Here is a 24,493-nt window from a genome sequence, read left to right on the forward strand (position 1 = left end):
CGGTGGCGGGCACATCGATTGAACAGAATTTTTTGAAAAAATTCTTGTAAGGCTTTGTGAGAGACTAGTGCGCATGTCACGCCGCCGCTTTCTCCGCCATTGCCTGCAGGGCACCAGCTTGCCCATGCTTGGACCGCTGTCTGCCATGGCTGCTCCGGTGTTGCAGCCGGTGGGCGGCCGGGCTTTCCATATTCTGATGATCACTTTTCGTGGTGAAACCGATGTGGACAAGGGCTTCCGGGCCTATCTGGCCGATGCCGGGCTGCAGGTACGTTACACGGTGCGCGATGTGCAGCAGGATGTCTCCCGCATTCCTGCCATCCTGCAGGAAGCAAAGGCGCTGGCACCGGACCTGATCTATGTCTGGGGCACGCCCGTCACGCTGGCCGTGGTGGGACCCTATGACGAACCCGACACGCAGCGACGCTATGTGCACGATATTCCCGTGGTCTTTGCGCTGGTGGCCGCGCCTGTGCAGTCGCGCATCGTGCCGCGGCTTGACGTACCGGGGCGCAAGGTGACAGGAGCCGTGCATGTGGTGCCGCCCGAGGTACAGCTGCGCGTCATGCAGAACTACCGGCCTTTCACCAAGCTGGGCGTGCTCTACAACGGAGCCGAGCCCAATTCACGGGCCATCGTGGCCCAGGCCAGGGTTTTTTGCCAGCGCCAGGGCGCTGAGTTGGTGGAGCGTACCTTTCACACGAATGAGCAAGGCCAGCCCGTGGGCGACGGCGTGGAAGACCTGGTGGCGCAAATCCACGCCGCAGGCGCGCAATGGCTGTACCTGCTGCCCGACACCTTCCTGGGAACGCTGTACGGTCGAATCACCCCCGCAGCATTGCAGCTGCAACTGCCGTCCTTCGGTGCGGCGGAGCTGGCCGTGCGCTCGGGCGGTGCGTTGCTGGGGCTGGTCAGCCGCTATTACTCGGTGGGACAACTGGCTGGCGCCAAGGCCGTGGACATCCTGGTCGGCGGCAAGCCGGCAGGCGCACTGCCCGTGGAAACGCTCAAGCGCTTTTCCCTGCTGGTCAATATGCGCGTCGCCCATAGCTTGCGCATGTATCCGCCCATCGACATGCTCAACTACGCTGAAGTCATTGCCGTGGGCGATGCAGCGGCCTTCTCGTCATGACGAACCCGGCTCCCGACGCAAGCCGCCTGCAGTGGCGCCTGCTGCAGGAGGCAGACCTGCAGTCCATGTATGGACTGCATTTGCTCAGCATTGCCGGCATGGCCGCTCAGGCGGTCAAGCCCGAGACGCGGGAATTCATGCTGAGCCTGTTGCAGGGCCGGGGGCGCGTGATCGGCGCCTGGCATGAAGATGCCCTCGTTGCCTATGGCGTGCTGCAGCATGATTTACTCGAGCACGACGATCCGCGCAGCCTGTTGGGACTGACGGCGGCCCAGCCGGTCTGCAAGCTCGCGGGTGCGGCCGTGGACCCAGGTTGGCGCGGCCAGGGGTTGCAGCGTGCGCTGATCCGGCGCCGCATGGACTGTGCTCCCCGTGACGCCGCGCTGTTTGCCACCGCCGCACCCTGTAATCTGCCCAGCTGGCATAACCTGCTGGCCTGCGGCTTTGCGGTGCGTGCGCTGCAATACCTCTACGGCGGCCATGCGCGCTATCTGCTTGCCCTGCTCCCGCAGGAGCAGGCTGTCTCGCTGCGGCCCGAAGCGGAGGTGTGCGTGGAACTGGACAACGGCGAGCTGCCGCAGCAGCAGGCCCTGCTGATGCAGGGGTGGCGCGGCACGGCTGTCGGCATGGCCGCCGGCAGCCTGCGTCTGGTGACGACTGTGAAGGGCAGGTAGCCATGAGCCTGCAGCTTGCCGCGCATGATGGGCCGCGCCTGTGCATAGACCTTGGCGCGCTGGAGCACAACTGGCAGGTCGTGCGCGGCGTCTGCCCGGGCAGCCGTGTCGGCGCTGTGGTCAAGAACGATGCCTACGGCCTGGGAGTTTCGAACGTCGTCCCTCAACTGTGGCAATGGGGCTGCCGCGATTTCTGGGTGGCGACCGTGGACGAGGCGCTGGCCGTGCGAGCCTGTCTGCCTGCGGATGCGAGGGCGGCGGGGCTGCGTATCCTGGTGCTCAATGGCCTGGCCGGGCTGACCGCTGAAGATTTTGCTGCGCATGGCCTGACCCCTGTGCTCGCCGGGCCCCATGAGCTGGCGGCCCTGACCGGTTATGCCGCGCGCCATGACAAGCGCTTTCCTGTGGCCCTGCACCTCGATACGGGGCTGACGCGCCTGGGCTTTGGCACTGCAGAGCTGGCGCAATTGCAATCCGGCTCCAGGCTCTGGGACGATGCCCAGGTTCAGCTGTGGGTGACCCATCTGGGGCGCTTCCACGACCCCGAGGCGCTGCAGTGCCAACGCCAGCGTGAGCGCTTTGTGCAATGGACGGCGCAACTGCCGCGGGCCGAGCGCAGCGTCGCCACCTCGTCCAGTGTGTTCGCGGGGCCGGGCTGGCATTTCGAGCAGGTGCGCGTCGGCAGCGCCTTGTTCGGCGTGCCCATAGGCGCGCACGCCGCCGAGCTGCTGCAGCCCGTGGCCAGCCTGAGAGCGCCTGTGCTGCGCGTGGCCGATGTGTCCGAGGGCACCGAGGTCGGCTATGCGGGCAGCTATGTCACGGGCGGCCCGCGGCGCATCGCCACCGTGGCCATGGGCTACGGTCATGGCCTGCCGTTCAGTCTGGTCAACTGCGGCCACCTGATCCTGGCGGGACGGCCGGCTCCCATCGTCGGTGGCGTGGCCATGGGCATGGTGGGGCTGGATGTGAGTGGCTATGCGCCCGGAGAAATCCAGCCTGGCATGTGGGCCGAGGTCTATGGTCGGCAGCAGCCGCTGCAAACGCTGGCCGCAGCGGCCGGCGTAGCCGCCAATGTAGTGCTGGCGCTGTCGGCCGCACTGGCACCGCACCGCCGCCAGTGCGGCGCGGCCGAAACCATGGAGGCCGCATGACGCTGCCGGGGCGCATCCATGCTGTCGTGCAGGTCTGTGTGCTGGCCCTGCTGGCGGCCTTGCTGCTGCTCACGCAGCAGGCCGAGCGCACCCGTCAGGCAGATATGGAAGCGCAGCTCGATGGCTATCTGCTGCGCAGCTTGCGCACCACGGCCGAGAACTTCCTCTCCACGGGATTGCAGCTGGAGCAGATGGAGGCGCTGCAGGGCGTGATCGAGCGCGAGCAGGCTTCCTTTGCACGGGTCGTTGCCATTGATGTCTATGCCGCCAGCGGCAGCGTGCTCTACAGCACCGATGTCGACAGCCGCGGCCGGCCCGTGCCCGACGACTGGCGTCGGTATCTGGCTCAGGAGCAGCCCTGGCATGCCGAATCGCTGATGCTGCGGCAGATCGGCCAACGTTTTGACAACGACCTGGGCCAGGCGGCGGGAGGCATCGTCATCACCCTCTCCACTGCACCTGTTCCGCAAACGCTGGAACAGTGGAAACAAAAAGGGCAGCAGGGGCTGCAATGGTTGATGCTGGCGGCCTTGGCCTGCCTGGTGGCCTGGGCCTGCGTGTACATGGGGCTCAAATTTCTGCTGCGGCCCTACGGCAATGCCGCACGCATTCTGCAAGGCAGGCCGTTGGCCCAGAGCGATGCACAGACGACTGCGCTGACGCAGGCGGCCTTGCGCCAGCGCGGGCAGTGGCAGGCCATGCAGCAAGGCTGCCAGCAGAGCATGAAGCAGCTGGAGGAGCTGGATCATGAGGCTTGAGCGCAGTTTTCCGGCCCTGCAGGATCTGCGCTGGCGTGCGGGCCTGCTGGCTTTTGCGGTGCTGCTCGTCGTCGGCAGTGGCTGCGCGCTGTGGGCCCTGCACGAACTGCGCATAGGGGGCGCACGCGCTGCCAGTCAGGATGCTCGGGCCATGGCCCGGTCCGTGGCCCAGACCCTGGCCCAGCAACTGGGGCGCGCGGCAAGGCTGGGTATTCCGCTGCAGGAGCTGCCGGGCGTGGCGCCCTACCTTGCGGCGGCACTTGAGCGCCAGTCCGCGCTGGCCTCGATTGCGGTGGTGCTGCCTGACGGCCGCACGCTGCATGCCGTGGGGGCCGAGTCCGCTCCCGGCGATGCAGCAGACTCGGTTCGCGTGGAGATCGCTGCCAAGAAAGGGGTGGCCGGTGCCGTGGTGGCTGTGGCAGGAGGCCGTGCCGCCAGGCCGCAAAGTCTGGCGCGGGCTCAGGCGCTGAGCGCAGCAGCGGTGCTGGCGCTGGCTGTGGGCGCAGGCCTGTGGGCGGCGCTGGGGCCGGGCGCGCAGCTGGAGCGCCAGCGCCGGGCGGCAAGGGCCTGGCTGGAGGGGGGCGTACTGGCCGATATTTCCGGGCTGGAGGTCCTGTGCCGTGGAGGCGGGTTGCAGCCCCTGTTGGAAGCCCTGACCCAGGGCGATGCCGAGCAGCGCGCGGCGCAAGAGGCTGTGAAGGCCTATGCCCAGGAGTTGCTGGCCATGGATTTCGACGGACTGATGCGTGAAGACATAGAGCGCATCGTGAACCCTGCCGCCGGGCAGTCGGAGGAAGGCTGAATGCTGCTGCGCACGCGCATCACCCTGATGGCCGCCGCAGGCCTGCTGCTGACGGCGCTGGGCCTGGGCAGCGCCGGACTGTTGCGTGAACAGTTGCTACTGCAGCGCCTGGCCGTCACGACCCAGGCCGCGCAGACGGCGTTATGGGCCGAGGCCCTGGCTGCGGAAGACCAGACGCTGGACCAATACGCGGACCGGCTGGTTCTGGCACCGCATTTTCTGCAGGCTGTGCGGCGCGCCGATCCGGCTGCCATTTCCCAGGCCATGGCACAGGCGGGCCTGAAGCCCGGGCCGGGCCAGCCGCTGGATCTGGTGGCTGTGCTGAGCCTGGGCCGCAGTCCCATGGTTCAAGGGGCGGTGCCGCAGAGGGCCTTGCTCGATGCGGACAGCCTGGAGCGGGCCGTTGCAGGCGATGTCATGGACGGACTGCGCGTGCTCGGGGCAGATCAGGTGCTGGTGATTTCCACCAGAAGACTGCCCGACCAGTCCGAGCCTGCGGTGCTGGCGCTGGCGCGCGATGCGCACCATGCCCTGCAGCACATGGCGCAGCGCACGGCTTCCGTGGCCACGTTGCTCGACCTGCGCGGTAATCTGCTGGCGACCACCGATGCCGAGCTGTGGCGGGCTGCGGCTCGGCATGTGGTGCAGCGTGCGGCGCAGCATGGCGAACTGGAGCTGGACGGCAAAACCTATACCCTCAGCAGCATGCCGGTGAACGATCTCGCAGGCCATGCGGCAGGCACGCTGATCACGCTGGCCGACCACACCCAGGATGCTGCGGCAAGCCGTTTTCTCGGGCGGCTGGCGCTGGGCGCCATTGCTGCCTTGCTGCTGGCCGTGCTGCTGGGGCTGAATTTCTACCTGCGTCGCAGCCTGCGTCCGCTTGAGCGTTCCATCGACGTCTTGCAGGCGCTGGCCCAGGGCGATGCCAGCGTGCGCCTGTCCTATGCGGGCAATGATGAAATCGGTCGCATTGCCCGGGCCGTGGCTGCTTTCCGGCGCAATGCACAGGAGCTTGCTGCCGCACGCGCCTTGCGTGAGCGCGTGCGCCGCCGGCAGGAGCGCCTGCTGCGCACCAAGCTGCAGAGCCTGGCTGAAGCCACGCACCAGCCCCTGGCGCTGCAGGCCGGTGATGGAGACGAGGATAGTGACGAGGATAGTGACGAGGAGCAACTGCGTCAGCTGGCCGGTGTGATGAACGAGTTGTCGGGCCGGCTCATAGACCAGCACCAGCGCCTGACCGGCATGGTGCAGGAGCTGCGCGAGGCCCTGGTCACGAAGAACCGCCTTGCGGGTCTGGAGCAGGAGCTGCAGATCGCGGCCCAGGTCCAGCTGAGCATCTTGCCGCGCCAGCAGCCGCAGGACGCGCGCGTGCAGCTGCATTGCCACATCACGCCGGCGCGCGAGGTCGGCGGGGACTTCTACGACTACTTCTTCATCGACGATGCACATCTGGGCTTTGTGATCGCCGACGTTTCCGGCAAGGGCGTGCCCGCTGCGCTGTTCATGACCATCACGCGCACGCTGCTCAAGGCCACGGCACAGTTCATCGCCGAACCCACGAAATGCCTGGGCCAGCTCAACGACCTGCTGGCCGCAGAGAACGAGCAGATGATGTTCGTCACGCTGTTCTATGGTGTGCTGAATCTGGAAAGCGGTCAGCTGCGCTACGTCAATGCCGGGCACAACCCGCCATACCTGCTGCGCGCGGACGGCGGCGTGGCCTTGCTGCCGCGTACCGGCGGCATGGCCGTGGCCGTGAGCGAAGGCTTTCCCTACCGCGCGGGCAGCGTGGAGCTGGGTATTGGCGACCAGCTATTCCTCTATACCGACGGTGTGACCGAGGCCTTCGATCCCGATGGGCGGGAATATGGCGAGCCCCGGCTGGAGCAGGTGCTGTGCACGCTGATGGCCGGGCCCGAGCACGCGCCGGCGCAGCTGGCCGCAGGCGTGCTGGCCGATGTCCATGCCTTCGAGCGCGGCGCACCCCAGGCCGACGACATCACCTGCGTGGCGCTGCGCTATATGGGCTCCTGAAAACAGGAGCTTATTGCGCTTGCTGGATAAGGAATTGAAGGCATTTCATTTCTGAAATGCTGGTGTGGCAAGCGCAAGCAGCTATTTTTTTTGAGTGCATTAATTCTCGAAGGTCAGCCGCAGCGTGCACAGCCCATCGGCATTGCTGCTGGCGCGTGCACCGTGAGCCGACTGGCTTACCAGGTAGCCGGTCATCTGCAGCTCGGCCTCGGTGCTGGCCATCAGCTCTTCGGCCGACGGGGGCTGTTTTGCCAGCGGCAGCAGGCCGCCGCGGTAGCGCACGATGAGGGTGAAGATGTATTCGTCAAAGCCCGTCTCCACCTCGATCTCGCTCTGCGGGTCCGCCAACAGATGATGGCCGGTGAGTGCCTCCACCACCTGCCAGCCCACCAGCTCGGCACGGCGCACGGGCTCGTGGCGTGCGCCCCAGAGCCGACCCTGACTTTCGAGGAACTCGGTGATGTCGTCCAGCGTGGTGTGGTCCAGCGCGAAGCGCTTGCGCGTGCCCTGGCGTATGCCCAGACGGAATACCGAGGACATGAGCACCGTCACGCACACGCCCGCCGCTAGGCCCGACAGCGCCACATAGGCCAGCGAGGGCCATAGCTGCTGAATGGCCGGCTGGATGATGGGCATGCCCGTGCCCACCATCAGGCCCAGCCCCACGGCCAGCACGCGCCGGTTGTCCAGCATGCGCGAGGCGATCAGCTGCAAGCCGCTGAGCGTGGTGAAGGTGGCAAGGTACAGCAGCAGCGCGCCCATGACGGATGCGGGCAGCAGCAGCCACAGGCCGATCAGCTTGGGTACCAGCGCGGCCAGCAGCAGCAGGCCCGCCGTCCAGTAGCCGAGATAGCGGCTGGCGCTGCCCGAGGCTGCAGCCAGGCTCACGGCGCCGCCGCTGGCGGCCAGCGGCAGGCCGTTGACCAGGGCCGCGAACAAATGGGCCACGCCCTCGGCACGCACGCCGCGTGCCAGCGGGCGCAGATGGGGTCGCACCCAGTCGGCATCGGCGCTGCGCTGCACGATGGTCTGCGTGCCCATGGAAGTCAGAGAGAGCACGAAGCCCGTGACGATATATGGCGCTATGGCCATGGGCTCGAAGCTCCAGCCGAAGACCGGCAACTGAGGCAGCCGCACCCAGGCCAGTTGCTGCCAGGCGTGCAACTGCTCGGGCATCAGATCCAGCAGCAGACTCAGCGCCATGCCCACAAGCAGGCCGGCCAGCGGCGCCATGAGCTTGAGCAGACCCCTGGCCCAGACGTTGCAGCCAATCATGGTGCTCAGCGCCAGTGCTCCGGTCAGCAGCGAGGCGCCGGTCAGCGGCTGGCCATGCGACAGCCGCGTGCCGGTAATCTGCTGCAGGCCCAGCGCGCCCAGGCCCAGCCCGATCAGCATCACTGCCACGCCCGATACTTCGGTGGTGAAGATATTGCGCATGCGCATGATGAGAAAGCTGAAGGCGATCTGCGTCAGCCCCACCACCCAGATCATGCCGAACACTGCTTGCAGACCCGAGCCCGGCAGACTGGCCACCAGATACATGCCCGGCAGCACAGCGCCCGTGGCCTGCAGCGGGTAGTAGTAGCCAGCGCCCAGGTAGCGCAGCGCGCGCACCTGCAGCACGATAACCAGCGCCGACACCAGCAGCGTGGCCGAGGCGATGTCCAGAAAGCCGCTGCGCTCCTCCAGCCCCGCCGCGCGTGCATAGATATCGGGAATGATCATCAGCGCGCCGAGAAAGGCCAGTTGCTGCAGGGCCAGCCCCAGAGCCAGCTTTGTGGGCAGCGGGTCGTTGACGCCGAAGGCGATGTTGTCTGGGCGGCGCATCTGTCAGTCTTTCAGTCGATGACGGGCATCAGCTGCGTGCCGCCGGGCTCGGTGGTCCAGAGGTCGCCCGTGTCCAGGTCGAACCACCAGCCGTGCAGCACCAGATTGCCTGCCTCGACGCGTTCGCGCACCCAGGGATAGCTCATGAGGTTCTTCAGCGAGCCGGCCACCGAAGCGCGCTCGACCAGCGCCGGGTTGTCCTTCAGGCGCTCCAGCGGGGCCAGCAGGGGCTGGCCCTGGGCGTCTTTCTCGGAGAGCTGCAGGCGGCTGGCGTCCAGTGCCATAGAGACCCAGTTGCCGATGAAGTCGCTTTGCAGCCACTGTCCACCCGCGCCGCCCAGCATGGCCTTGATGCCGCCGCAGTGCGCGTGGCCCAGCACGATGATGTGGTCTACCTTCAGGTGGCATACCGCGTATTCGATGGCTGCGCCCGCACCGTCGAAATGGTGTGCGGGATCGTAAGGAGGCACCAGGTTGGCCACGTTGCGCACCACGAACAGCTGACCTGGATCGGCGTCGGACAGCAGCGTGGGATCCACGCGCGAGTCACTGCACGAAATCACCAGGGCTGGCGGCGATTGGCCTTGATCGACCAGCCGGTGCATCAGCTCGCTGTTGTCTTCATAAAAGCGCTGGCGAAAGCGCTTGATGCCCTCCAGCAGATGGCTGATGTCGCGGCAGGCGTCGCCGGCGTGTGCATGATCATGATGGGCCAAAATGATTTCTCCACAAAACAAGTTAGGACTTGCGCCAATCAGGATGAATCAAGGATTGCTGTTTTGAGGCAACGCTCTTGCTTGAGCCTGATTTGCGCACATCGTGCAAAGGTCGGGAACGAGAATCCTGCCACAGCCCTGGCGGGCTGCAACATTTGCTTGCATTCGTTTATGGCTCCAGCGCCACTTCCAGCAGCAGCACATTGCGCAGCGCTTCGCGGCGGTACAGCATCTGGTGCAGATAGTGGCGCATCAGCCGCAGGCCATGGCCACCGACCTGCGCCTCGTCCAGCGAGGCGGCCAGATCGGGCGAGGCCTGGGCCGTCGGGTCGAAGGCCACGCCGTTATCCTCGATCCTCAGAGCCAGGCCATGTGCCGTGGGGCCGCAGGCCAGCCACAGGTGCAATGGCTGGTCGGGCTGAGGGACGATATTGGCCAGGGCTTCGTCGGCGCACAGCGTCAGTGCAAACAGTGTCTTGGGCGGCCAGGCCTGGTGCTCGCCCAGTGCCTGCAGCCAGGCCAGTGCGCCGGAGATGCTCTCGGGGCCGGGCATGGGCTCGAAGCGCTGCGCCGGCGCGGTCCAGGCCGGCCATTCGGGTTGTGCAGTGGCGGTTGCCGCAGTGCTCATGGGTGGCAGCTCCTTGGAGTTTTGGGGCCTCAATGCTCGAAATGCAGGCGCAGCATGGCTTCACCAGTACCGACGTTATCTGCGGTGCTCACACGGTCCGCCAGATGGCGCAGCAACTGGCCCGAGACATTGGCCAGCGCCGCGTCGATGGCGCTGTCGTCACCATCCAGCAGCGCGGCGGACGCCGGCGCGGCCGGGCCCGAGGACAGGGCCAGCGGCGCGCCCGTGTGCAGCATCTCCAGGTCGAGGTTGAATTCGTCGAAACTGCCGCGCATGCCCGTCAGCTGACGTCCCTGGGCAGCCACGGCCTCGGCGGCCTCCAGGGCGGCAATGGCCGCGCGCTGCACCACGTTGCGCCGCGCACCCCAGGCTGCGCCCCAGGTCTCGACCAAGCCCGTGATGTCTGCATGCAGCGTGGGGCTGGCAGACTGCAGCGATTGCGCAGCGCGCTGCGAGGTGCCGATGCGAAACAGCAGGTTCAGCACGATGACCAGAATGCCAGCGACCACAAATCCGTCACCCAGCAGGAAATGCAGCCCCGGGGGCAGATGCTGCGCCAGTTGCGGCATCTGCATCAGCGTCAGGCCTGCGCTCAGCGACAGTCCCACGGCAAAAATACCGCGGCTGTCCATGGCGCGTGAAGCAATCAGCTCCATACCCGAGACCATCAGAAACCCGGCCGCATACAGGCCCACGGCGCCCAGCACGGGCTCGGGAATCAGCGTCAATGCCATGGTCAGCTGCGGCAGAAAAGCCACCAGAGCCAGGAGCAAAGCCGTCATGAACCCGATGACGCGGGCCGTGGAGCGCGTGGCGTAGACCAGGGCGATATTGGCGGAGCTGACGCAGGTGGGAAAGCCGCCCAGCATGCCCATGAGCAGATCACCGATGCCGTTGGCCTTGATGCCGCTGCCCACGGCCTGCATGTTGGCGCGCTTCCAGTCCGCGTCGTCCATCTTGTCGAGCATGATGACGCTGCCCAGCATATCGAGCTGTGTGAGCACGGCCACCAGCGCCACGGCCACCATCATGCCGGCATCAAGGCCGAGCACCGGCGCAGCCACCTGCGGCAGCGCCACCAGCGGCACGTCCTGCAGCACCTGCAGGCCTTCGAGTTGGCCCAGCATGGCTGCCACCACAACGCCCGCCGCAATGGCCACCAGCAAGGCCATGAGGCGCAGCCGCCTGCCCCAGACCGACAGCACCACGATGCAGCCCAGCGTGATGCCGGATACAAGCGCGCTGCCGCCATCGACATGCCATTGCCCGTCCACGCCCAGCGCATGGCGTACTGAGGACGACACCAGCGCCATGCCGCCCATGCAGATCACCACGCCCACGACAGGCGGTGGAAACAGCGCTCGCATATGGCGCACCAGCGGTGCCATGACCAGCGTCACCACGCCGTAGACCAGCGCCGCAGTCGCCATGCCGCCAGGCCCATGCGCGGCCACCAGTGCCGACACAAAGGCGATCATGAACGGGTTGGGCATGTGTACCAGCAGCGCGCCGCTGCCCCAGCGTCCGCCCCAGGCCTGCAGCGCCGTGCACAAGGCCATGCCCAGCAGCGTCATGGCCACCATGGACTGCGTGCCCCAGCGGTCCAGCCCGGCCGTACGCGCCGCGACCAGCACATAGGTGACGAAGGCCATGGCCGTGGCCGCATGCTGCGCGCCCAGCACCAGCAAGGCACCGGCCGAAGGCCGCTCGTCTGCGGCGTATACGAGGTCGGGCGGACGGCGGCGTACGGCCAGTGCGGGCAAGCGCAGAAAGGACAAATACATGGTCGGGAAAATTCTGGCAGGGTTCGGCAAGAGGCCACGCTATCATCGCAGCGGCTTGCATTCTGCGATAAACCACAGAGAAAATTATTTCCATGACGATTGCCATCGAACCTACCGCCGCCGCCACCATCGTGCCTCTGCAAGGGCAGATCAACAGCGCCAATGCCGCAGCCATCGAGGCACAGGTGCTGGCGCTCGTGGATGGCGGCACCAAGAATCTGATCCTCGATTTTGCGGGCCTTGACTACATCTCCAGCGCCGGTTTGCGCATGGTTCTGGTGGTGGCCAAGCGCCTCAAGCAGGAAAGCGGTCTGCTGGTGCTGTGCGGCATGCAGCCGCATGTGCGCGAGGTCTTCGACATCAGCGGCTTCCTGGCCATCCTCAATGTCGAGCCCACGCGCAGCGAGGCATTGACTCGGTTCTGAGTGGACATCTTGCTGTCCTCTCTGGCAAAGGGCGCAGGCCATTTTCACGACAAGAAAACAAAAAACGGCGCAACCGTGCAGCGGCGTCAAGCAGTTCATCACCGGGGGCAAGAACGGTGATGTGGCCGTTGTCATTGCCATTGCCGACAAGGCGACAAGGCGACAAGGCGGCGGGTAAAAAAGGCATGAGCGCCTCTCGTACCGACCGCCAGCCCCGGCTCATCGTGGCGCGCCTTGAGGACAAGCGGGGCCGGCACAGCGGCGATACGGCACGGTGCTGTTCGCAAGCGATCATTTCCGCCCCAGGCGGGTGATCAAGGTGCATGTGCAAGAAGCCTGTCTGCACTGCGCCAAGGCCTTGATGCACTCCAGGCGCTGGAGTGCCGAGGTGCAGGTGCCGCGCAAGGTCATGCCATCGCTCAATCAGATGATCCGGTCGCAGTCAGGCATGACCAGCGAGCCGTGGCCCGCTACAGCGCGCTGATTGCAGCAGAGCAAGGCAAACAGAGCTGATCGATAGGGCTCATTGAAATGGATAGCTGATTGCGATAATGGTTAAAGGAGTTCAGTTGAAAAATATCTTGAAACCTAATAACGATAGGCGCTGGCAGCTATGTCTTTGATACTGATTCTGGGAGCCTCCCGCGGGCTGGGCAAGGCGTTGACCCAGGCCTATGTGGAGCAGGGGCATCGTGTTATCGCAACGGTGCGCAAGGCCGAGGACATGGCTGCCGTGCAGGATCTGGGCGCACAGGTGTTGCAAGTCGATCTGGCCAACCCGGCCAGCATCAGCGGTCTGGCCTGGCAACTCGATGGCAAGAGCATCGATCTGGCGCTGTATGTCGCTGGCGTCTGGGATGGGCATGCGGCGGGCGTGCCGCCCACGCAGCAGCAGTTTGATGCCGTCATGCACAGCAATGTGCTGGGCTTCATGCAGGCGCTGCCGCAGATTGCTCCCATGGTGCAGGAGGCTGGAGGCGTGGTGGCGGCTTTTTCCAGCGAGATGTCGCTGCTTTCCAGTGCGGACGAAAGCGCTTGGCTGTATCGCGTCAGCAAGGCCGCCCTCAATATGGCCGTGGCTTCGGCCTGCCGGCAATGGCCCGGACTGACGCTGCTGGCGCTGGATCCGGGTTGGACGCAGACCGAGATGGGTGGCAACTCTGCGCCTGTGACGGTGGCGCAAAGCGTGCAGGGCCTGATGCAGGTGTTGGAGCAAGTCCGCCCCGAAGACCGTGGCAGCTTGCTGCGTTATGACGGAACGCGTACTCGTTTTTTGGATGCCTAGCCCAGGCTGAAAAAGGGTATACAGCTATAAATATTGGAGACATTCATGCTGCTGAATCAGGACCAGGAAATGATTCGCGAAGCTCTGCGCGATTTTGTGCGAGAGCAGATCACTCCCCATGCGGCGCGTTGGGACAAGGAACACCATTTCCCCAAGGATGTGCATAAGGGCCTGGCGGCGCTCGGTGCCTACGGCATCTGCGTGCCCGAGAGCCTGGGCGGCGCAGGCCTGAACTATCTGAGTCTGGCTCTGGTGCTCGAAGAGATTGCCGCAGGCGATGGCGGCACCAGCACCGTCATCAGTGTGACCAACTGCCCGGTCAATGCCATTCTCATGAAATACGGCAATGCCCAGCAGCAGGAGCAGTGGCTGCGTCCGCTGGCTCAAGGAACGATGCTGGGAGCCTTCTGCCTGACCGAGCCCCATGTGGGCTCGGATGCGAGTGCGCTGCGCACCACGGCCACGCGCGAGGGTGACGAGTACCTCATCAACGGCGTCAAGCAGTTCATCACCAGCGGCAAGAACGGCGATGTGGCCATTGTCATTGCCGTCACCGACAAGGCTGCAGGCAAGAAGGGCATGAGCGCCTTCATCGTGCCCACGTCCAATCCCGGCTATCAGGTTGCACGCCTGGAAGACAAGCTGGGCCAGCACAGCAGCGATACGGCACAGATCAATTTCGACAACTGCCGTATTCCCGTCGCCAACCTGATCGGCGCCGAAGGCGAGGGCTACAGGATTGCACTGTCGGCGCTGGAGGGTGGACGCATAGGCATTGCCGCGCAAAGCGTGGGCATGGCACGTGCGGCTTTTGAATGCGCGCTGCAATACAGCAAGGAGCGCGAGAGTTTTGGTCAGCCCATCTTCAATCACCAGGCCGTGGGTTTCAGGCTGGCGGACTGTGCCACGCAGATCGAAGCGGCGCGTCAGCTGATCTGGCACGCGGCCAGTCTGCGCGATGCAGGCCAGCCTTGCCTCAAGGAGGCGGCCATGGCCAAGCTGTTCGCCAGCGAGATGGCGGAGCGCGTCTGCAGCATGGCCATCCAGACCCTGGGCGGCTATGGCGTGGTCAATGATTTCCCCGTGGAGCGCATCTACCGCGATGTGCGCGTGTGCCAGATCTATGAGGGAACGAGCGACGTGCAGAAAATCATCATTCAGCGGGCGCTGGCCTGAATGCGCTGACGGCGCGGGCGCAAAAAGCAGAGGCTGTCAACCTTGCCGGTGCATCTGTGGCAGCTTAGGGCCATGCCGGTTGCTGTTGTCACCTGCGCTGTCTAGGATGCTTTGAGCAAGGGGCTGCGCGCCCCGTTTCCTATCACTGCAGCAGGGAGACCACCACATGCCTTTTGCTCCGGTCAACGGCCAGAACATCTATTATGAAGACACGGGCGGACGCGGCCCGGCCATCGTGTTCTCCCACGGCTTGCTCATGGATCGCAGCATGTTCGATCCGCAGATCGAAGCCTTGCAGGCACAGTTCCGTTGCATCAGCTGGGACGAGCGTGGTCATGGCCAGACGGCAGATCCCGATCATTGCGCCCCCTTCACCTATTACGACAGCGCTGACGATCTGGCCGCATTGCTCAAATTTCTGGGTGTGGAAAAGGCCGTGCTGGTCGGCATGTCGCAAGGCGGCTATCTGTCGCTGCGCTGCGCGTTGATCCATCCCGATGTGGTGGCTGCGCTGGTGCTGATAGACACCCAGGCCGTGATGGAAGATCCCGAGCAGATGCCGCATCACGAGGCCTTGCTCAAAGCCTGGATGGAGCATGGCTTGTCCGACGATATGGCGGCCACGGTAGAGCGTATCGTCCTGGGTGAAGGCTGGGGCGGTGCAGCCCAGTGGCGCGCCAAATGGAAGCAGGCTTCACCTATCAACCTGGGGCAGAGTTTTGCCACGCTGGCGCTGCGCGATGACATCAGCCCGCGCCTGGCAGAGATCAAGGTACCGGCCCTGGTCATCCATGGTGACAAGGATGCCGCCATTGCCCCCGAGCGTGCACGTGCCATGTTCAAGGCCTTGCCCAATGCGCGCTGGGTGGACGTGGCAGGCGCGGGCCATGCCTCCAATCTCACCCATCCCGAGCCCGTGAACCTGGCCATTGAGCAATTTCTGAACTCCTTGGGCTGATGACTGGGAAGGTGACTTAAGCCTCGCCCAGATCGGCAGCGCTGCGCTTGCGCAGCACCACGGTGATCTGCCCATTGGTTTCTATGGTGGCGCGTTCCACCTCATGGGCATTGAGGCAGCCGTTGGAGCGCAGGGCAGCTGCCAGATCTTCGGCGGTGATCCTCTCCTGAGTCATCAGGCTGGGTTGAACCATCCCCTGGTGAATCAGGACCTTGGGCTTGCCGTTCACCAGCTTGCGCAAGGTGGGTGAGCGATAGGTCAGGTAGGACAGCAAGACATGGCAGATGATCAAAGTGCTGGCGCTGATCAAGCCGCCGATCAGGGAGTTGTCTCCGGCATTCATGGAGTTCTGCACGGCGTTGGACAGAATCAGCAGCAGCACCAGGTCGAAAGGTGCGTACTGCCCGGTCTGGCGCCGCCCCGTCAGGCGCAGAAACACCAGCAAAAACAGATAGACGGCGACGCCGCGAATCACAAATTCCCACCACGGAACGGCCATAGCCCACATAGAACCTCCCTTGTACAGCGGCTACTGTGCACCCTGGCTGCGGTGCAAGGCAAGCCGTATGAGCTGCTGGAATGGGCTGACAATGTGCTATTGCAGACCATGCCTGTCGGGGCAGATACCGAGGTGCCGTGAAAGCCAACGAAAAAAAACAGGATTGCCCTTGCGGGCGCATGAACGCCAAAGCCAGGTCATTGGCTTATGCCGACTGCTGCGGCCGTTATATCGAGCATTGGGACGAGCAGCCAGCCCCAGATGCCGAGTCCTTGATGCGTTCGCGCTACAGCGCTTTTGTGCAGGAGAACGCTTCTTATCTGCTAGCAACGTGGCATGCGAGTCAGCGTCCGCTGCAGCTGGACTTTGAAGCCTCCACGAAATGGCTGGGGCTGGAGATCAAGGACTTTCAAGTGACGGGCCAGGATAGTGCCGAAGTTGAATTCGTCGCCCGCTATCGCATGGATGGACGCGCCGTGCGCATGCATGAGCGCAGCTGCTTTGTACGCGCAGAGGGGCGCTGGTATTACGTGGATGGCGAACAGTTCTGAGCCGGAGTCCGCGCAACTGGCCGGAGTGTCCTTCCCTTGAACTCAAAAAAAGACATGCTCGCATAATCGGGAGCATCTTTTTTTTGACCAAAGGCGCCATCAGGCGCCTTTTTTGCATCGCTGGCTGCGATGCGGATGATTTCATGACTGCTTTCGACGCTGTGCTTTTTGACTGTGATGGGGTGCTGGTGGACAGCGAATCCATCACCAACCGTGTGCTGTGCATCATGCTCAACGAGTCCGGCTGGGCCATCAGCCAGGAGGAGTGCACGCGTGACTTCATTGGCAAGACGGTGCGCAGCCAGGCTGCCATCATCGAAGCGCACACGGGCAAGCCTTTGACCGATGCGTGGATGGCCGAGTTCTATGAGCGCCGCAACGTAGCCCTGCAAGCCGAACTCGTGGCCATAGCCGGTGCGGTGCAAGCCGTCCAGCAGATTCACGAGCTATGCCAGGGCCGTATCGCCTGCGCTTCGGGCGCGGACCGTGCCAAGGTGGAGATGCAGCTGGCCAAGGTGGGAATGGCGCCCTATTTCGAAGGCCATGTCTACAGCGGCCATGAAATGCCGCGCAGCAAGCCCTTCCCCGATGTGTATCTGGCCGCGGCCCAGGCGCTGAACGCCGATCCTGCCAAATGCCTGGTGATCGAAGACACCATGACCGGCGTGCAGGCTGGTGTGGCAGCCGGTGCCACGGTCTGGGGCTACTTCCCCGCCGATCAGGGCCATGCGTCGGCGGAGCAGTTGCTGGAAGCCGGTGCTGCCTGCGTGTTCGGCCATATGGGCGATCTGCCTGCCATGTTCGCGGCAGTGTGCAAGAGTGCGGCTTCCGCCACCCCGGGCGACGGCGACGAGCACGAGATTTCGTGAGTCTGCAGTCGCCGCGAGCGGCCTGATCAATCCCAGATTGATAGCGCTTCACGAAGGCGCTGCATGGGGCTGTCGGCAATAACACTGTTGTGCAGCAGTATCACGCGCTGTACCGGCAGGCTCTCGATCTGCCGTGCACAGGCCTGTACGGCGGCCTTGTCCCTGACCAACAGGCGTATGGTGCGCGGCACGGTCAGGCGTTCATGACCCCCGGTCAACCCCAGATACATGCGCACCGGCAGGCTCAACGGGCCCTGCCAGCATTGAAGAAGGTCGGTGGCAATCAGGCTGCCGCTGCGGGGGTGAAACCAGAGGGTCTCATCCAGCATGGGAATGCCGTTGACAGGCAGGCATTGCAGCTGCCCGGCCCAGGCAGCGCTTTCATCTGGTGGGACGAGTTGCATCTGCGGCAGATCCGGATGCTTGTGCAGCACGCCCGCCGTACCGTACAGGCGGGCCTGTGGATAAAGCCGGGCCAAGGCTGGCACGAACATATGGTGCATGGCGCTGGGCGCCACGATATGGCGCAGCGGCCCCAGTGCGTCCAAGGCTGTTTGCTGCGCTGGCGTCAGCGGCACGGCGGAGTGGGAAAACAGGCTGCCGTCGGCGAGCCGGATCACGGTCATGCGTGTGCTGATGGCCATGCCTTTGTTGCTGAACTGATAGCTCAGGGCCCAGACGCCATCGGCAATAGATTGCCATTCTTGGGTGGATTGCTGCATGAGATTGGGTACTGGATTCAAGAAATACGCTGGCCGGCTGTCTTGCGAAATTCCGAAGGGGAAAGCCCGGTCCACAGCCGGAAAGCGCGGATAAAGCTTTTGTCATTGAGAAAGCCGCAGGCCTGTGCCACGCGCTTGATGGGACGGCTGGTGCGCAGCAGCAGCGCAATGGCGCGCTCGCGGCGGATCTCGTCCTTGAGTGCCTGCAGCGATACCCCTTCCTCCTTGAGCTGGCGGTGCAGGCTGCGCTGGGACAGATGCAGCTGGCGCGACAGGGTCTCGGCCGTCTGCTGCTCCTCGGTGCTGGCCGTTAGCAACTGGCGCACACGCTGAACCAGTGTCTTCTCGCGCTGATAGGGGCGCACCTGGATCGGCAGGGCGCGCTGCAACATGCGGTTGAGCGCCGTCTCGTCACGTGCCAGGGGGGCTTGCAGCCAGTGGGCCTCGAACTGCAGGCTGGCGACGGGCGCATCGAACTCCAGACTGCCCGGTGCGAACAGCACCTGATAGACGCTGGCATGCGGCGGTGCGGCAAACGGAAAGCTCGCCTGCAGCAAGCCAATGGGTTCGTTGATCAGCCAGCTGGCAAAACCATGAATATTGCGCAGCACGGAGATCAGGCAGAACTCCCGCATATCTCCCAGCGACCGGCACTCATGCAAGGTCAGCGTGGCGATGCCGGCCTGCTCGCTCAGGCTCAGCTGGATGTCGCTGGCGATCAGGCCATGGTGGCGGCACCAGCGTGCCAGAGCCAGGCCCAGCTGCGGCGCACTGATGCTGGCGCGGGCCAGCATGCCGTAGCTGCCCCAGGGCAGGCGGCGCTGAAACCAGCCCAGAGCCTCGTCGTCAAGCTCGCGCATGGCGGCGTCCGACAGTGCCTCCATCTGCAGGGCCGTGATGCACTCATCAGCATGGTTTAACAACTCTGGCGGGATTTGTGCCTTTTCAAGTGCGGCCAGCGGCGACATCTGGCGCTCTTCATAGGCCCGGACGATGGCCTTAACAAAGGCCATCGGGGTAATTGCCGGGTGCGATTTGAGGACGGAACTGGCATTGTGTGGCAGCGGCGTCTTGACCAGGGAAGGGGTAAGCATTTGGCAATTATTGCAACCTTACTGACTTCTTCTGGACAGGGCTAGCCCTTATTCTGGGCTGCAGAACAAGGTGCTGAATGGAAGCCGCGCAACCTGTTTGCAAAAGGATGCGGGGTCAAGGAGACAGGAAACCATGAACACGCTGACCGCCAGTTATGCCAAGGGGCGCACGGATGTACCGCTGATCGAGCAGACGATCGGTGATTTTTTTGCGGCCATGGCGCAGCGCCAGGGCAGTCGTGATGCGCTGGTCAGCCGCCACCAGGGCTTGCGTTACAGCTACGCCGAGCTGCATGCGGCGGCACGCCAGCTGGCCAGTGCCCTGCTGAACCAGGGGCTGGAAAAAGGCGATCGCGTCGGCATCTGGAGCCACAACAATGCCGAGTGGGTGCTGATGCAGCTGGCCACGGCCCAGATCGGTCTGGTGTTGGTCAACATCAACCCCGCCTATCGCACGTCGGAAGTCGAGTACGCACTCAACAAGGTAGGCTGCAAGGCACTGGTGACCATGCCCCAGTTCAAGACCAGCGACTACCTGGGCATGCTGTGCGAACTGGCCCCTGAGCTGATGGTGTGCGAGCCCGGAAAGCTGCAGTCGGCACGTTTGCCCACGCTGCGCAGCGTGGTCTGGATAGATGTCGCAGGCCAGGGCGAAGAGCAGCCCGGCATGCTCCGTTTTTCGCAGCTGCTGGCGCAAGGTACACCTGCAGATGAGCGCATAAATGCCATTGCTGCCACGCTGAAGAATACCGACCCCATCAATATCCAGTTCACCAGCGGCACCACGGGCTTTCCCAAGGGCGCGACGCTGACCCACCGCAACATCCTGAACAACGGCTTCTTCATCGGCGAATGCATGCGGCTCACGCCCGAAGACCGCTTGTGCATTCCCGTGCCGCTCTACCACTGCTTCGGCATGGTGCTGGGCAATCTGGCCTGCTTTACCCATGGCTCGACCATCGTCTATCCCAACGATGGTTTCGACCCCATCACCGTGCTGGAAGCTGTGCAGGCAGAGAAATGCACGGGCCTGCATGGTGTGCCCACCATGTTCATTGCCGAGCTCGATCACCCGCGCTTTGCCGAGTTCGATCTGTCCACACTGCGCACCGGCATCATGGCCGGCTCGCCATGCCCTATCGAGGTCATGAAGCGCGTGGTCAGCGATATGCATCTGTCCGAGATCACCATCGCCTACGGCATGACGGAAACCAGCCCCGTGAGCTGCCAGAGCGACAACGAGACGCCGCTGGAAAAGCGCGTGGCCACCGTGGGCAAGGTGCAACCGCATCTGGAGGTGAAGATCGTCGACCCGACCACGGGCGAGATCGTGGCACCCGGTATTTCGGGCGAGCTGTGCACACGCGGCTATTCGGTCATGCACGGCTACTGGGACGACGAGGCCAAGACGCGCGAGGCCATCGACGCCGAGCACTGGATGCATACCGGCGACCTGGCCACCATGGACGAAGAGGGCTATGTGAACATCGTGGGCCGCATCAAGGACATGGTGATTCGCGGCGGCGAGAACATCTATCCGCGCGAGATCGAGGAATTCCTCTACCGTCACCCTCAGGTGCAGGACGTGCAGGTGGTCGGTGTGCCCGATGTGCGCTACGGCGAGGAGTTGTGCGCCTGGATCATCGTCAAGCTCGGCCAGACCTTGGGCGAGGATGATGTGCGTGCTTTTTGCAAGGGGCAGATTGCGCATTACAAGGTGCCGCGCTATATCCGCTTTGTCCAGGCCTTCCCCATGACGGTGACGGGCAAGATCCAGAAGTTCAAGATCCGCGACGAGATGATCGAGCTGCTGGATCTGCGTGTCATCAAGACCGCTTGAGATGGTGGCGGCCATGCGCAGCTTGCTCTTGCCCATGAAAAAGCCCCGCACAGGCGGGGCTTGGGCGGCAGCATGCGCGCGTAGGTCTTCAGTGGCCACCGGTATCGCCGGGCGCCAGACCTGCTGCGCGGCGGGCCACGACCAGGCGCTTGCGCATGGCAATTTCCTGCATGTCCAGCTCGCTGACCAGGCTGCGCAGCGATTCGTCATTGATGCGGTGAGCCTGCCGCTCGGCGTAGTAGAAGTCGCGCTCGGCGTGAATGCATTCGATGCGGGTTTCGATCTCCAGCACATAGCGCAGCTTGCGCTGGCGCACGACCTCGGGCGCTTCGCGCAGGGATTCGATGCTCTGGACCGCACCGCTGCCGTCGTCCAGCAGCTGGATACGGTTGCGGTACTCCTGAATCAGGTGGCCGTTGACCTCCTGGCGCATGGCCACCCATTCGGGATCGCGCTTCTGGATTTCTTCTTCGGTCAGCGTGAGCCGGGTCATGGCCGCCATGCAGGCCTGTTCGCGCGCCAGACGCTCTTCACGCACGGTGGGCGATTCCTCGTGGGCCGGCAGGTAGCGCAGCACGATGGGCAGGCCCACGGCTCCGATGACCAGGGTGAACAGGATCGTGCCCGTGGCCAGGAAGATCAGCATGTCGCGGGCCGGGAAGGGCTGGCCGTTACCCAGCAGCATGGGCACGGACAGGGCACCGGCCAGCGTCACCGCGCCGCGGATGCCGGCCAGTGTGGTGGCCAGGTTGAGCAGGGCCGAGGGGCGCTCGCTCATCTTGCCCTGCCGGTGGGCGCGCAGCAGCAAACCGTGCACGCCCAGCGTCAGCCAGATCCAGCGCATCAGCAGCAGCGCAAACGAAATGGCGGCCACATAGCCCACCAGAATCCACCAGTCATGCCCGGCCTGATGCAGGGGCACACCGATGATGGAGGGCAGCTGCAGGCCCAGCAGCAGGAAGATGGCACCGTTGAAGGCCGCTTCCACCATGCTCCAGGTGCCTGCGGTCTGCATGCGCTCGCTGATGTAGCTGCTGCGTTCCAGATCGGCGAAATTGGTGGCGATGCCGGCTGCCACCGCGGCCAGAATGCCGGAGACGCCGATCTTCTCGCCCACGATATAAGCGGCAAACGGCAGCAGCACCAGCAGCAGCACCATCTGCGTGGCCGCCACATCGCCCAGGCGGCGCGTGATGGTGCCGCGCGCATGGCTGAAACCCCAGCCGATCAGCGTGCCCACACCGAGGCCGCCCACGGCCATCCAGGTGAATTCCTTGGCGACTTCGCCCCAGGAAAAGACGCCGGTCAGCGTGGCGGCAACCGCAAATTTCAGCGCCACCAGGCCCGATGCGTCGTTGAGCAGCGACTCGCCTTCCAGCACATGCATGGTTTTTTCGGGCATGCCCAGATTGCGCGTGATGGCCGATACGGCCACGGCATCGGTGGGCGAGACCACAGCTGCCAGGGCAAAGGCCACCGTGAGCGGAATTTCGGGAATCATCCAGTGGATCAGATAGCCCAGGCCCAGAACGGTGAGCAGCACCAGGCCCAGGGCCAGCAGCAAGATGGGCTTGGCCAGCGCAAAGAATTCACGCTTGGGAATGCGCCAGCCGTCGGCAAACAGCAGCGGTGGAATGAACAGCAGCAGGAACAGTTCGGGGTCGAAGGCGATGTGCAATCCCGCCTGGGGCCAGGCAATCAGCGCGCCCAGCGCAATCTGGATCAGAGGCAAGGGAATGGCCCGGATATAGCGGGCCACGATGCCTGTCAGTGCTCCCAGGAGCAGGACAAGAAGTACGGTTTCAACAGCATGCATAAGGCATTTTCTTCAACTGCGGTTGCAGCGCTGTGTCCGAGCAAGAAAAAAACCAAGTTCCCGTATCGGGCAAAGTAATCAAGACAAGAGGTAAGCAATGAGCATCCTGGGGACACAACTGAATCCGCGCTCTGCGGACTTTCTGGCCAATGCGGCGGCCATGCAGGCGCTGGTGGACGATCTGCGTGCGCGCTGCGAGCAGACCGCGCTGGGCGGCAACGAAGCCGCACGGGCCAAGCATGTGGCACGCGGCAAGCTGTTGCCGCGTGAGCGTGTGCAGCGCCTGCTCGATCCCGGCACGCCGTTTCTGGAGCTGTCGCCGCTGGCGGCGCTCAATATGTACAACAACGACGCGCCGGGCGCAGGCGTGATTGCCGGCGTGGGCCGTGTCAGCGGCGTGGACTGCATGATCGTCTGCAACGATGCCACCGTGAAGGGGGGTACCTACTACCCGATGACGGTGAAAAAGCATTTGCGTGCCCAGGAGGTTGCGGCGCAGAACCATCTGCCCTGCATCTATCTGGTGGACTCGGGTGGCGCCAATCTGCCCAACCAGGACGAAGTCTTTCCCGATCGCGAGCACTTTGGACGCATCTTCTTCAACCAGGCCAATATGAGCGCCCAGGGCATTGCCCAGATCGCCGTGGTCATGGGCAGTTGCACGGCAGGCGGCGCCTATGTGCCGGCCATGAGCGACGAGTCCATCATCGTCAAGAACCAGGGCACCATCTTCCTGGGCGGCCCGCCGCTGGTGAAGGCTGCGACCGGCGAAGTCGTCAGCGCCGAGGACCTGGGCGGCGGCGATGTGCACACGCGCCTGTCGGGCGTGGCCGACCATCTGGCCGAGAACGACCTGCACGCGATCGCCCTGGCCCGCCAGGCCGTCAGCAATCTCAATAAGAACAAGCCTCAAACGCAGACGGATCATGCGCCAGCAGCTCCTGTATTTGATGCTCAAGAGCTGTATGGCGTGATCCCCGTGGATACGCGCAAACCCTTCGATGTGCGCGAGATCATTGCCCGTATCGTGGACAGCAGCCAGTTCGACGAGTTCAAGGCCCGTTTCGGCAACACCCTGGTCTGCGGTTTTGCGCGCATCGAGGGCATGCAGGTCGGCATCATTGCCAACAACGGCATCCTGTTCAGCGAGTCGGCCGTCAAGGGCGCGCACTTCATCGAGCTGTGCTGCCAGCGCAAGATTCCTCTGGTCTTTCTGCAGAACATCACGGGCTTCATGGTGGGCCGCAAGTACGAGAACGAAGGCATCGCGCGCCATGGCGCCAAGCTGGTCACGGCCGTGGCCACGGCCAGCGTGCCCAAGTTCACCATCATCATCGGCGGCAGCTTTGGCGCCGGCAACTACGGCATGTGCGGCCGTGCGTACTCGCCGCGCTTTCTGTGGATGTGGCCCAACGCGCGCATTTCCGTCATGGGCGGCGAGCAGGCTGCCAGCGTGCTGGCCACCGTCAAGCGCGACGGCATCGAGGCCAAGGGCGGCAGCTGGAGTGCCGAGGAAGAGGAGGGCTTCAAGGCCCCGATTCGTCAGCAGTACGAAGACCAGGGCCACCCTTACTACGCCACGGCCCGCCTCTGGGATGATGGCGTAATCGACCCTGCAGACACGCGCCGCGTGCTGGCGCTGGGTCTGTCGGCCACGCGCAATGCGCCGATCGAAGACACCAGGTTCGGTGTGTTCCGCATGTAAGCGACCGAGGGCCTGACCATGATGCGCTGCGCTGTCCCCGCTCC

Annotated in this window: 23 protein-coding genes; 15 read left to right on the forward strand and 8 right to left on the reverse strand. The window is 64.2% G+C overall.

All coding sequences use genetic code 11. The annotated features are described in order from the left end of the window. Window positions 1-124: 124 nt before the first annotated feature. The 6 genes from QMY55_RS02630 to QMY55_RS02655 are packed head-to-tail and all read left to right on the forward strand — an operon-like array spanning window position 125 to window position 6,554. Window positions 125-1,132 (forward strand): ABC transporter substrate-binding protein, encoded by a 1,008-nt coding sequence (locus tag QMY55_RS02630; protein ID WP_283487151.1) that lies wholly within the window; start codon window positions 125-127, stop codon window positions 1,130-1,132. Then, the gene (locus QMY55_RS02635; RefSeq protein ID WP_283487152.1) at window positions 1,129-1,806 is read left to right on the forward strand and encodes a GNAT family N-acetyltransferase; all 678 of its coding nucleotides are present in this window, start codon (window positions 1,129-1,131) and stop codon (window positions 1,804-1,806) included. Before QMY55_RS02630 ends, QMY55_RS02635 begins: the two co-directional genes overlap by 4 nt. A gap of 2 nt (window positions 1,807-1,808) precedes the next feature. Continuing rightward, window positions 1,809-2,957: an alanine racemase gene (gene alr, locus QMY55_RS02640; protein WP_283487154.1), complete on the forward strand. Its 1,149-nt coding sequence runs from the start codon at window positions 1,809-1,811 to the stop codon at window positions 2,955-2,957. After that, a complete protein-coding gene (locus QMY55_RS02645; protein ID WP_283487155.1) occupies window positions 2,954-3,715 on the forward strand; it encodes a hypothetical protein in 762 nt (253 codons plus the stop codon). Before alr ends, QMY55_RS02645 begins: the two co-directional genes overlap by 4 nt. Then, window positions 3,705-4,517 carry a hypothetical protein gene (locus tag QMY55_RS02650; RefSeq protein WP_283487156.1) on the forward strand — a complete coding sequence of 271 codons (813 nt, stop codon included), beginning with the start codon at window positions 3,705-3,707 and terminating at the stop codon, window positions 4,515-4,517. Before QMY55_RS02645 ends, QMY55_RS02650 begins: the two co-directional genes overlap by 11 nt. Next, on the forward strand, window positions 4,518-6,554 hold the full coding sequence (locus tag QMY55_RS02655) for a SpoIIE family protein phosphatase (RefSeq protein ID WP_283487157.1): 2,037 nt from the start codon (window positions 4,518-4,520) through the stop codon (window positions 6,552-6,554). A gap of 99 nt (window positions 6,555-6,653) precedes the next feature. Here the strand turns inward: QMY55_RS02655 and QMY55_RS02660 are convergent, their stop codons facing one another. From QMY55_RS02660 to QMY55_RS02675, 4 genes are all read right to left on the reverse strand, one after another. Next, a complete protein-coding gene (locus tag QMY55_RS02660; protein ID WP_283487158.1) occupies window positions 6,654-8,381 on the reverse strand; it encodes a solute carrier family 23 protein in 1,728 nt (575 codons plus the stop codon). 11 nt (window positions 8,382-8,392) lie between these two features. Next, window positions 8,393-9,097 (reverse strand): carbonic anhydrase, encoded by a 705-nt coding sequence (locus QMY55_RS02665; protein ID WP_283487159.1) that lies wholly within the window; start codon window positions 9,095-9,097, stop codon window positions 8,393-8,395. Between the two features lie 169 nt (window positions 9,098-9,266). After that, a complete protein-coding gene (locus tag QMY55_RS02670) occupies window positions 9,267-9,725 on the reverse strand; it encodes an ATP-binding protein (protein ID WP_283487160.1) in 459 nt (152 codons plus the stop codon). Window positions 9,726-9,754: 29 nt separating this feature from the next. Next, the gene (locus tag QMY55_RS02675) at window positions 9,755-11,509 is read right to left on the reverse strand and encodes a solute carrier family 23 protein (protein WP_283487161.1); all 1,755 of its coding nucleotides are present in this window, start codon (window positions 11,507-11,509) and stop codon (window positions 9,755-9,757) included. Window positions 11,510-11,601: 92 nt separating this feature from the next. Between QMY55_RS02675 and QMY55_RS02680 the strand changes: the two genes are divergently transcribed. From QMY55_RS02680 to QMY55_RS02705, 5 genes are all read left to right on the forward strand, one after another. Next, a complete protein-coding gene (locus QMY55_RS02680) occupies window positions 11,602-11,934 on the forward strand; it encodes an STAS domain-containing protein (protein ID WP_283487162.1) in 333 nt (110 codons plus the stop codon). A gap of 274 nt (window positions 11,935-12,208) precedes the next feature. Next, window positions 12,209-12,418, forward strand: coding sequence for a hypothetical protein (locus QMY55_RS02690; protein WP_283487163.1), 210 nt, complete (start codon window positions 12,209-12,211; stop codon window positions 12,416-12,418). A gap of 129 nt (window positions 12,419-12,547) precedes the next feature. Further along, on the forward strand, window positions 12,548-13,219 hold the full coding sequence (locus QMY55_RS02695) for an SDR family oxidoreductase (protein WP_283487164.1): 672 nt from the start codon (window positions 12,548-12,550) through the stop codon (window positions 13,217-13,219). 45 nt (window positions 13,220-13,264) lie between these two features. Beyond that, window positions 13,265-14,395 carry an acyl-CoA dehydrogenase family protein gene (locus tag QMY55_RS02700; protein WP_283487165.1) on the forward strand — a complete coding sequence of 377 codons (1,131 nt, stop codon included), beginning with the start codon at window positions 13,265-13,267 and terminating at the stop codon, window positions 14,393-14,395. A gap of 166 nt (window positions 14,396-14,561) precedes the next feature. Next, window positions 14,562-15,353, forward strand: a complete 792-nt coding sequence (locus QMY55_RS02705; protein ID WP_283487166.1) for an alpha/beta fold hydrolase — start codon at window positions 14,562-14,564, stop codon at window positions 15,351-15,353. Between the two features lie 16 nt (window positions 15,354-15,369). Here the strand turns inward: QMY55_RS02705 and QMY55_RS02710 are convergent, their stop codons facing one another. Next, entirely contained in the window at window positions 15,370-15,861 is a 492-nt protein-coding gene (locus tag QMY55_RS02710) for a DUF421 domain-containing protein (RefSeq protein WP_283487167.1), read from the reverse strand. Between the two features lie 170 nt (window positions 15,862-16,031). Here QMY55_RS02710 and QMY55_RS02715 point away from each other — a divergent pair, with 170 nt between their 5' ends. Next, on the forward strand, window positions 16,032-16,403 hold the full coding sequence (locus QMY55_RS02715) for a YchJ family protein (protein WP_283487168.1): 372 nt from the start codon (window positions 16,032-16,034) through the stop codon (window positions 16,401-16,403). A gap of 143 nt (window positions 16,404-16,546) precedes the next feature. Next, window positions 16,547-17,272, forward strand: coding sequence for an HAD family hydrolase (locus tag QMY55_RS02720; RefSeq protein ID WP_283487169.1), 726 nt, complete (start codon window positions 16,547-16,549; stop codon window positions 17,270-17,272). A 26-nt stretch (window positions 17,273-17,298) separates the two neighbouring features. Here QMY55_RS02720 and QMY55_RS02725 read toward each other — a convergent pair whose 3' ends face one another. Both QMY55_RS02725 and QMY55_RS02730 read right to left on the reverse strand, forming a co-directional pair. Next, window positions 17,299-17,994, reverse strand: a complete 696-nt coding sequence (locus QMY55_RS02725) for a DUF4336 domain-containing protein (RefSeq protein ID WP_283487170.1) — start codon at window positions 17,992-17,994, stop codon at window positions 17,299-17,301. A gap of 17 nt (window positions 17,995-18,011) precedes the next feature. After that, window positions 18,012-19,088 carry an AraC family transcriptional regulator gene (locus QMY55_RS02730; protein WP_283487171.1) on the reverse strand — a complete coding sequence of 359 codons (1,077 nt, stop codon included), beginning with the start codon at window positions 19,086-19,088 and terminating at the stop codon, window positions 18,012-18,014. A gap of 133 nt (window positions 19,089-19,221) precedes the next feature. Here QMY55_RS02730 and QMY55_RS02735 point away from each other — a divergent pair, with 133 nt between their 5' ends. After that, window positions 19,222-20,928, forward strand: a complete 1,707-nt coding sequence (locus QMY55_RS02735) for an AMP-binding protein (protein ID WP_283487172.1) — start codon at window positions 19,222-19,224, stop codon at window positions 20,926-20,928. An 88-nt stretch (window positions 20,929-21,016) separates the two neighbouring features. On the opposite strand, the gene QMY55_RS02740 is transcribed toward QMY55_RS02735, so the two are convergent. Then, window positions 21,017-22,744, reverse strand: a complete 1,728-nt coding sequence (locus tag QMY55_RS02740) for a Na+/H+ antiporter (RefSeq protein ID WP_283487173.1) — start codon at window positions 22,742-22,744, stop codon at window positions 21,017-21,019. Window positions 22,745-22,841: 97 nt separating this feature from the next. Here QMY55_RS02740 and QMY55_RS02745 point away from each other — a divergent pair, with 97 nt between their 5' ends. Continuing rightward, entirely contained in the window at window positions 22,842-24,449 is a 1,608-nt protein-coding gene (locus QMY55_RS02745) for a carboxyl transferase domain-containing protein (protein ID WP_283487174.1), read from the forward strand. Window positions 24,450-24,493: the final 44 nt, after the last annotated feature.

The organism is Comamonas resistens (assembly GCF_030064165.1).
Lineage (GTDB): Bacteria > Pseudomonadota > Gammaproteobacteria > Burkholderiales > Burkholderiaceae_C > Comamonas > Comamonas resistens.

Coding starts and splice junctions, on each gene's coding strand:
- QMY55_RS02715 (WP_283487168.1), top strand. CDS start 16,032: ATGAACGCCAAAGCCAGGTCATTGGCTTATGCCGACTGCTGCGGCCGT.
- QMY55_RS02720 (WP_283487169.1), top strand. CDS start 16,547: ATGACTGCTTTCGACGCTGTGCTTTTTGACTGTGATGGGGTGCTGGTG.
- QMY55_RS02700 (WP_283487165.1), top strand. CDS start 13,265: ATGCTGCTGAATCAGGACCAGGAAATGATTCGCGAAGCTCTGCGCGAT.
- QMY55_RS02670 (WP_283487160.1), bottom strand. CDS start 9,725: ATGAGCACTGCGGCAACCGCCACTGCACAACCCGAATGGCCGGCCTGG.
- QMY55_RS02735 (WP_283487172.1), top strand. CDS start 19,222: ATGAACACGCTGACCGCCAGTTATGCCAAGGGGCGCACGGATGTACCG.
- QMY55_RS02740 (WP_283487173.1), bottom strand. CDS start 22,744: ATGCATGCTGTTGAAACCGTACTTCTTGTCCTGCTCCTGGGAGCACTG.
- QMY55_RS02730 (WP_283487171.1), bottom strand. CDS start 19,088: ATGCTTACCCCTTCCCTGGTCAAGACGCCGCTGCCACACAATGCCAGT.
- QMY55_RS02635 (WP_283487152.1), top strand. CDS start 1,129: ATGACGAACCCGGCTCCCGACGCAAGCCGCCTGCAGTGGCGCCTGCTG.
- QMY55_RS02695 (WP_283487164.1), top strand. CDS start 12,548: ATGTCTTTGATACTGATTCTGGGAGCCTCCCGCGGGCTGGGCAAGGCG.
- QMY55_RS02655 (WP_283487157.1), top strand. CDS start 4,518: ATGCTGCTGCGCACGCGCATCACCCTGATGGCCGCCGCAGGCCTGCTG.
- QMY55_RS02710 (WP_283487167.1), bottom strand. CDS start 15,861: ATGTGGGCTATGGCCGTTCCGTGGTGGGAATTTGTGATTCGCGGCGTC.
- alr (WP_283487154.1), top strand. CDS start 1,809: ATGAGCCTGCAGCTTGCCGCGCATGATGGGCCGCGCCTGTGCATAGAC.
- QMY55_RS02660 (WP_283487158.1), bottom strand. CDS start 8,381: ATGCGCCGCCCAGACAACATCGCCTTCGGCGTCAACGACCCGCTGCCC.
- QMY55_RS02630 (WP_283487151.1), top strand. CDS start 125: ATGCTTGGACCGCTGTCTGCCATGGCTGCTCCGGTGTTGCAGCCGGTG.
- QMY55_RS02725 (WP_283487170.1), bottom strand. CDS start 17,994: ATGCAGCAATCCACCCAAGAATGGCAATCTATTGCCGATGGCGTCTGG.
- QMY55_RS02675 (WP_283487161.1), bottom strand. CDS start 11,509: ATGTATTTGTCCTTTCTGCGCTTGCCCGCACTGGCCGTACGCCGCCGT.
- QMY55_RS02745 (WP_283487174.1), top strand. CDS start 22,842: ATGAGCATCCTGGGGACACAACTGAATCCGCGCTCTGCGGACTTTCTG.
- QMY55_RS02680 (WP_283487162.1), top strand. CDS start 11,602: ATGACGATTGCCATCGAACCTACCGCCGCCGCCACCATCGTGCCTCTG.
- QMY55_RS02705 (WP_283487166.1), top strand. CDS start 14,562: ATGCCTTTTGCTCCGGTCAACGGCCAGAACATCTATTATGAAGACACG.
- QMY55_RS02650 (WP_283487156.1), top strand. CDS start 3,705: ATGAGGCTTGAGCGCAGTTTTCCGGCCCTGCAGGATCTGCGCTGGCGT.
- QMY55_RS02645 (WP_283487155.1), top strand. CDS start 2,954: ATGACGCTGCCGGGGCGCATCCATGCTGTCGTGCAGGTCTGTGTGCTG.